At 68.1% G+C, this 7,052-nt stretch carries 10 protein-coding genes; 3 read left to right on the top strand and 7 right to left on the bottom strand.

The window, feature by feature from the left end; genetic code table 11:
• Positions 1-272: 272 nt before the first annotated feature.
• From AB0D46_RS35380 to AB0D46_RS35365, 4 genes are all read right to left on the bottom strand, one after another.
• The gene (locus AB0D46_RS35380) at positions 273-668 is read right to left on the bottom strand and encodes a proteinase inhibitor I36 SMPI (RefSeq protein WP_362883768.1); all 396 of its coding nucleotides are present in this window, start codon (positions 666-668) and stop codon (positions 273-275) included.
• Positions 669-891: 223 nt separating this feature from the next.
• The gene (locus AB0D46_RS35375; protein WP_362883766.1) at positions 892-1,707 is read right to left on the bottom strand and encodes a hypothetical protein; all 816 of its coding nucleotides are present in this window, start codon (positions 1,705-1,707) and stop codon (positions 892-894) included.
• A gap of 123 nt (positions 1,708-1,830) precedes the next feature.
• Positions 1,831-2,286, bottom strand: coding sequence for a DUF6233 domain-containing protein (locus AB0D46_RS35370; RefSeq protein WP_362883764.1), 456 nt, complete (start codon positions 2,284-2,286; stop codon positions 1,831-1,833).
• 173 nt (positions 2,287-2,459) lie between these two features.
• On the bottom strand, positions 2,460-2,816 hold the full coding sequence (locus AB0D46_RS35365; protein ID WP_362883762.1) for a hypothetical protein: 357 nt from the start codon (positions 2,814-2,816) through the stop codon (positions 2,460-2,462).
• A gap of 680 nt (positions 2,817-3,496) precedes the next feature.
• Here AB0D46_RS35365 and AB0D46_RS35360 point away from each other — a divergent pair.
• Entirely contained in the window at positions 3,497-4,414 is a 918-nt protein-coding gene (locus AB0D46_RS35360; RefSeq protein ID WP_362883760.1) for a Ku protein, read from the top strand.
• 138 nt (positions 4,415-4,552) lie between these two features.
• Here AB0D46_RS35360 and AB0D46_RS35355 read toward each other — a convergent pair whose 3' ends face one another.
• Positions 4,553-4,882, bottom strand: a complete 330-nt coding sequence (locus AB0D46_RS35355) for an STAS domain-containing protein (RefSeq protein ID WP_362883759.1) — start codon at positions 4,880-4,882, stop codon at positions 4,553-4,555.
• Between the two features lie 210 nt (positions 4,883-5,092).
• Here AB0D46_RS35355 and AB0D46_RS35350 point away from each other — a divergent pair, with 210 nt between their 5' ends.
• Positions 5,093-5,350, top strand: a complete 258-nt coding sequence (locus tag AB0D46_RS35350) for a hypothetical protein (RefSeq protein WP_362883757.1) — start codon at positions 5,093-5,095, stop codon at positions 5,348-5,350.
• Complete coding sequence (locus AB0D46_RS35345) at positions 5,347-5,727, top strand: hypothetical protein (RefSeq protein WP_362883755.1); 381 nt, start codon at positions 5,347-5,349, stop codon at positions 5,725-5,727. The genes AB0D46_RS35350 and AB0D46_RS35345 overlap by 4 nt, the downstream gene beginning before the upstream one ends.
• Positions 5,728-5,780: 53 nt before the next feature.
• Here AB0D46_RS35345 and AB0D46_RS35340 read toward each other — a convergent pair whose 3' ends face one another.
• Both AB0D46_RS35340 and AB0D46_RS35335 read right to left on the bottom strand, forming a co-directional pair.
• Complete coding sequence (locus AB0D46_RS35340; protein ID WP_362883753.1) at positions 5,781-6,212, bottom strand: excalibur calcium-binding domain-containing protein; 432 nt, start codon at positions 6,210-6,212, stop codon at positions 5,781-5,783.
• Between the two features lie 358 nt (positions 6,213-6,570).
• Entirely contained in the window at positions 6,571-6,822 is a 252-nt protein-coding gene (locus tag AB0D46_RS35335; protein WP_362883751.1) for a hypothetical protein, read from the bottom strand.
• Positions 6,823-7,052 lie beyond the last annotated feature (230 nt).

Here is a 7,052-nt window from a genome sequence, read left to right as displayed (position 1 = left end):
CAACTCACCCCGGAGCCGTTCCACCTCCCCCAGCCTCATAACCAGAAGATGCCCACCATCAGGCGAGATCACCCGACGTAACGAAGCACTACTAGCCCGCCCTCGTGGCCGTACTCGCCGCAGCCCGCGGTGGAGCGGCAGAACCGGGTTCTTGCCGCGAACACTCCGCCGCTCCCCGTGGTCCGGATGCGATCCGCACACACCGGGGCAGCACGAAGCCCCCGGGCCTTGATCTTGAGACCGGGGGGCTTCGGCATGCCGCTCACCCAGCCTTAGGGCCTCGCTCCACCCGTACACACCATGCCGTAATTACCGAAGAGGCCGCCGTTGGTGCTGTTCGAGCTAAACCCCCCGGGGCGAATCGTCCCGTCCAAGGCGTAGCTCGTCCCACTGACCCAGTGGAAAACCTCGGCCTTGACTCCCAGGTTGTTGACGTACGAGCCGATGCCTGGCCCGAACCGGTGCTCGCCGAAATCGCTGAGGTAGATGCACGCCTTGGTGCTGGCCATGGTCACGTCGAGGTCAATGTAGTTGATGTTCTCGTACAGGCACAGCCTGCCGGCAGGGCAGCCACCAACCGCAGCTGCTGGCACGGCTGTTGCAGCCATACCCGACAACGCCAATCCTAACGCCGCTGCTACGGTCCCCAACTTCTGCTTCAGGTTCATTCTGCAGTTCCTCTCCCCTGATCGAACTAAGAGCCTATTGTTTGAGGCGGCATTCCGGAAGACCGGAACGTGTGAGTGCGGCCCGTCAAACGAACGGTGTAGCCACAGGGGTTGGGGCCACCGACGGGCTGCGGAAAGCCGGCCGCCCGAAGGTGATGCCGAAGGCGTTCAGAGCGATCTTCCAGCGCATGGCCCAGCGGGCCTGGCCCTTGCCGATGGATGATCAACGGCCACTTCGCCCGTCGGGACCGTGCCCGGCGTACCAGCGAGTTGAATGCCGGCCCACCCGCCCGGGTCCCCTCCGCCGACGCCAGCGCGCGTCTGCCAACTGCGGGAGACGGGTCTGTCGGCTGCGGACATCGCCGAAATCTCGGGCGTCGCCGTCACTCTCATTCGGCGCCTGCTGCGCCCGGCAGGGAAGAGGCCGGCCGCATTCACCGGGCCACGGCCGACGCCATCCTCGGTGTCCCCCCGACCAGCGCCTTCCGCCGCGATCACCCTCTGCCGGGGCTGACTGATGCGGACAGGGCCGCCACCGGCCTGCAGGACCTGGCCGAAAGCGGATGGCCGACCAGTGTCCTGGCCACCGAGCTGGGATGCCGGGGTACTGGGCGGTGGGGAGGATCTGGTGCTGGGTGACGGGCTGCCAGCCGAAGGCGCGGATGTCGGAGAGTGATTTGTTGCGGTTCTCGACGATGATCTGTTCGGGCAGGACCAGCAAGCCGGCCGGGATGAGGATGTCGCGGTCCTTGTCGAGTGTGGCGACATCGGAGGGTTCCAGCGTGGCGGCTGCGGCCATTACTGCTGCGTGTGCGGCAGGCGAGATGACGAGGACCTCGGCCTGGTGCAGGAGTTGGAGGACCTGCTTGGTCTGCCAGTGAGCCGCTTGGGTGGGGCCGGGCGGCCACGGGGGCTTGAAGCCCTGCTTGCCGATCATCATCGCGAACGCCAAGTCGTCCCGATGCTGCTCGGGTACGTCACTGTGGCTCAGCACGGCCCTCAGCTCCGCCATGCGGTTGTTTACGTTGGACGCCAGCATCGCCCGTACCCACACGTTATCCCGCAGCAGCTTTCGGGTGTCCGCACGCGCCTGATGAGCCGTGCGTGCCGCCTTGGCGGCGCCCCATGCGCTGCCGGCATCGCGGTCACGCTGCTTGGGTGGCTACGCGTAGCCCTGGCCGAGCTGCAGCATGGGGATGAGGACGGCTGCGGCGTCGCACCGGTGGCACGCTTCGGCGCCGGGTCTGAGCATCGCGTCCAGGGCTTCCTCGACGCCGAGTTCGGCTCCGCCACCGGCCGCCTGCTCGCAGTCGTGGACGTGGACGGTGAATCCCCGACCTCGGGGCTTCGGCCTGAGAATCCATCCCCACCTGGAAACGGGCGGCGGCCCGGAGCCGAGCTGGTGCGTCGGAACCGGTGAGAGGTCCACCCCCTCGATGGGTTCCAGTTCCTTGGCGGTGACCCAGGTCCGGTACTCGGCGGGTTCGACCGCGCCCCGGCCGGCGTACTGCCACAACGGGGCACCGATCAGGAAGAGCCATTCACCGGTGTCGTCGTCACGCCGGCGTTCGTAGAGGCGGACCTCCAGGCGCTGGCGGCCGTCGGGCAACAGCAGCATGATCGGCGCCCACGGGAACGGCTCCGGGCCGGTGGTCGAAGCAGCGGCTTTCCAAGGGTCGGGAACGTACGGCCGCACTCACGCCGCCTCGATCCGTCGACGGACGAAAACGCGGGTCGGCCGGCGGGCCGTCGGCGCCCGCCGGGAGGGTGGAAGAGGTCGCTGCATGACGCTTACGCCGCCTCGGCCGGGCCGGCTTCAACGGGGCGGGTCTGCTGCTTGAGCTGCATCCGGGCCTTCACCAGGGTCTCGCGCGGGATGGTGGCCCAGTGCGGGTGGTCGACCACGGCGGTCGAGAGTTCGCGGAGCTCGGCCATCATCCGGGCGACGGTCTGTTTCTGCTCCTGGGTCCAGCCGGGGCTGTCGGGGACATCGCCGCGGTGGGAGAACCGCTCGCCGCGTGTCCAGCCCTTCATGGGTTCCACGCTCCAGGGCAGGCAGGCCAGGTAGGCGCGGTACTCGGCATGGGTGCGGTGGAGGCGCTCCTGCAGCTGCAGGAGGTCGTCGGGGAAGGTCTCGTTCGAGGTCACAAGTCGAATCGTAAACCTGTTCGATTTGGGGAGGGCGTCGGGCGCTCCGACGAGTCACCCGTTCGGCAGGCCGATCACCAGGCCCGGTGAGCACCCCGGTGAACACGCCCGTGCTGATCCGGCCGTACTCACCGACCCCGGGGTCGGAGACTTCTGTAGTCACCGTTCTCCTCACCGATGGAGGTCGAGGGGCCGGTGAGGTCACCGGAAACCTCACCGCACCGTGCCGGGAAACTCACCACCCTGAGCCGGGAAACTCACCGGCACCCACCTCCGTGCTCGACCGACCGGTCTCCGTGCCCCGTGATGGGGGAAACAAGGGGGGAAACAAAGGGGGAAGCTGGAGGGGGAAACAAGGGGGGAACCTAAGGGGGGAAATGCAGGGGGAAGCCGCTCCCTGTCATGCCACAGATCACCGCTGGTCAGGGCCATGATCCGAAGTGGTGAGAACGCAGACTTATATGTCTGTGGATGGTTGTTTGTTTTCTTGATTATTCGTGTGTGGGTGTCTGTCCGGTTGATCTCTCGTGGGTGTGTGGATGTGTTGAGTGACCTGGCGTGGACCTTCTCGTAGGGGTCGGAGTGGTCGGTGTTCCAGGTATCTCGTACGGGTCATAGTGGTCGGCGTTCCAGGTATCTCGGTGGGAGGCTTGAGGCAGGGGGTTGAGCCTGGAGGCACGATGCGGCCTGTTTGGAGCGGTGCGATCTCGTTCGGTCTGGTGACCGTGCCCTGCAAGGTCTGGCCGGCCACCGAGTCGCACAGCGTCTCCTTCCGCCAGATCCACCTCGCCGACGGCGGCCGGGTCCGCGTACGGAAGGTGTGCGAACTGGACGGCCAGGAGGTGTCCGGCGACGAGGTGGGACGTGGTTACGAGATGGCGACCGCGGTCATCCCCGTGACGGATGAGGACCTCGACTCGATCCGGCTGCCGGGCCAGGTGACGGCCAAGACGATCGAGCTGGCAGGGTTCCTCCCGGCGGCCAGCATCGACCCCGTCCAGGTCGGAACCGCGTACTACCTCTCGCCCGACGGACCCGCGGCGCAAAAGCCTTACGTGCTGCTCCGCAAAGCCCTGGAGCGCTCCAGCAGGGTCGCGGTCGCCCGCTATTCGATGCGCGACCGGGAGCGTCTGGGTCTGCTGCGCGTGGTCGGTGACGTGATCGCCCTGCATCAGATGCGTTGGCCCGACGAAGTCCGCCCGACCAGCGCGGTCCCGGCACCGGCCGCGGTGGACGTCACCGATGCGGAGGTCCAGGCCGCCGTGGACCTGACGGCCGCGTTGTCCGCAGGCGGGTTCGAGCTGTCGGAGCAGCGCGATGCCTACCGGGCCGCCGTCGAGGAGGTCATCGCCTCCAAGGAGGCCGGCCGGCCGATGGCGGCCGCCGACGAGCCGGCCCTGTGGGGGGAGGTCGTCGACCTGATGGCCGCTCTCCAGAAGTCCGTCGAGGACGCACGTGCCACCCGGCAGGAGAGCGATGTCGACGCGTCAGTCCACGACCTCCCCAAGGCCAAGAAGGCTGCGAGGAAGACCGGGAGGCCTGCGGCCGGCAACGTGAAGAAGACGGCAGCGCGGAGAAAACCGCCGCGCAGCGCGTGATCGGTGATCGGTCAGCCCAGTGAATGATGGCGATCCACCTCCTGTGGCCGTCCTCGTCGTCGACGAGGGCTGAGGCGTGCCGGGTGCGGCCTTGCGATCGGTGAGTAGACGTACGCGTGGTCCGGGCCGGGGACGGCGTCACAGCGCGCGGGCCTCTTGGATGCTGTCCGTGGTGGTAAATAGGGTGCGGGCCTCGGTGATGTCCAGCAGTCGACCCAGCCGATCGGGTAGCGGGCCCGCCAGGACCAGGCGGCCGGTGCGCAGCAGGAGCAGCATCAGGTTGAGCATGGAGGAGTCCGCGAAGGTCACCGCGGTGACGTCCAGAATGATCCGCCGTACACCTGGATCGTTCGCAGCCGCCGTGCCGGCCTCCTTCAGGGGGCCGAGGGTGTCCTGGTCGAACTCGCCCCGGCACACGATCACGCGAACGCCGTCCTCGTCGGGCAGGACCTGTACCAGCTGTGCCACCGCAACTCCCAGCCTCGCCGACCGACGCAGCACCGCGTCCGTCTCCCGCGGCCAAGGTACCCACGCCCCCACCTCACCAGACGTGAACCGTTCATGATCCACAGCACAGAACTGATCGGCACCTTCCCTCGGCGCATCCGCGATCATGCAGATCGGAGTACGGGTACGGGTACGTACCCGTACCCTGGAGGCATGGAAAGGAGCACTACGATGTCCGATGCCAACGTGAGAATCCCCGAGGAAGCCAAGGACCGCCTGGCCGCGATCGCGGCCGCCGAGGGGTTGTCCCTGCGGGCCTACCTGGCCCGGCTGGCCGAAACGATGCTGACGCCGACGGAGCGCGCGGAGCGGGCGCAGAAGGCACAGGCCGCATTGCGGGCGTGGAATGGGTACGCGCCGACCGCCGACGAGCAGCACGCACTCGACGACGAGCTCGACCGGCGCCTCGCGCAGGTGCAGCGCCCGTGAGCGAAGCGGTGCACATCGTGCTGGACGAGACGGCGATGGCCGCGGCCGGGCAGGGGAACGTGCTGGCCTCCCGGCTGATCCACCGCGCGCATGCCGAGACGGGCTGGTTCCTCTACGCGCCCTCGTGTGCGCTGGTGGAAGCCGACCGGGCCCGCCCGGGCACTGCCGAGCACCTGGCCTCTCTGCCGGGCATCACCGTCCTCGATCTGGACCTGCCTGCCGCGCTCGCCGTGGCCCAGCAGGAGACGTGGGCCGCTGCCCACAGCGAGCACGCGGCTCGGCCGACCGCTGACCGACCCGACGGTGCCATCGTGGCGACGACCGTGCCCAAGCGCTGGGAGGGCGTTTCGGTGAGGGTCCTGGATCTGACGCCTTAAGCCGTGCCGTCCGGGACCGGCCGCCGCCCGGCCCGGCGCGATGGGTGGGAGAGTCACTCGCAGCCGATTCCGTCCATGTCGGCATCCAGGTGGCGGCCGTACCCCTCTTCGCCTCGGCGTACGGGGGCTGCGCCGGCGGCTCGGGAGGCGTGGCAGTTCTCGTACTTGTGCTCCAGGCGGTAGCGGGCGCCAGGGCTGAGTCCGACATCGATGCGGTACTCGACTTTCTGTACCTCCGGCAGGTCGCGGAGCTTGATCGTGTAGTCGAAGGTGTCGGAGCCGCTGAAGCCGGGGCGTGGCGTGTACACGGCTCCGCCTTTGCCTGCTTGGGGTTCGAGGGTCCCGTGCTCGGGTTCTCGGACGATGGTGACTTCGACGTCGGCGGGGGTAAGGCCCTTGTCGTCATCGAGGTCGTCCCGGTCGGCGCTGTGGATGTCGTCAGCGCTTGTGTGTTCGAGCAGGCGAAGGTAGGTGTTGTCCTCCATGTCGGTCCAGAGCGTCGTGTCCTTCGAATCGGCTGCGTCACCTGTGGGCTCCAGCTTCCAGACGGGCGCAGGTCTGGGGGCTGGCTCGTAGCAGTCGTGGGGCGCGCCTTCACAGGAGTGTGAAGCCAGTCGGAAATGCCGGCCAGCACCCACCAGGCGCCCCAGGCCACGAGCCCGAGAACCACGAGGACGGCCAGGCAGCCGGCCCAGGTTTCGCGTGCGGCTGCTCTACGCCGTCGTTCGTCGGCTGCCCGCTGCTGCTCCTGCAGCCGTCGTTCCTCCGCGAGGCGGACCTGGCGTCGTGCCTCCAGAGCTGTCTCGGAGTTCCGACGGATCTCTTCTCTGAGGGACGGGTTGGTCATCGCGTGCGCCCGATGTGTGTGCGGCGTGCGGTGACCAGATCGTGCCACCTGGCGCGGGTCGGTTCCTCACCGTCGAGCCATCGGGTGGTGGACGGCGTGGGCAGGGGCAGGCGGGCCATGAAGTGGACGATGTCGACGAAGTACGCGAAGTCGCCGCCGGCGGTGAGTTCGCGTAGACGGCCGATGGTGGCGGCCAGGTCCTGGTGTTCGTCTCGGACGGCGTGGTGGAAGGCAGTCGCGAGTCCCACGAACCGGTGGAGCAAGGGGAGTCCGGCGGCACCGATGTCGCTGTGCAGGCTCCGGGCGCGGTCGGGAACGCGTACATTCCTGCGTCCTTGATCAGGGCGACAACCTGGGCGAGGAGGGTGTTGGAACGCTGGTCGAGGCCGTCGAGGAGCTGGTGGGCGAGGGCGAGTTCATCGTCGGCCCGGATGGGGTCGGCGAAGGAGACGGCCAGGGCGAGGCGGACCTGCATCAT

Origin of the sequence: Streptomyces sp. NPDC048383 (genome assembly GCF_040651775.1) — a bacterium.
Lineage (GTDB): Bacteria > Actinomycetota > Actinomycetes > Streptomycetales > Streptomycetaceae > Streptomyces.
Note: the sequence above shows the minus strand (reverse complement) of the source record. Positions and strands in the feature narration are given on the sequence as shown.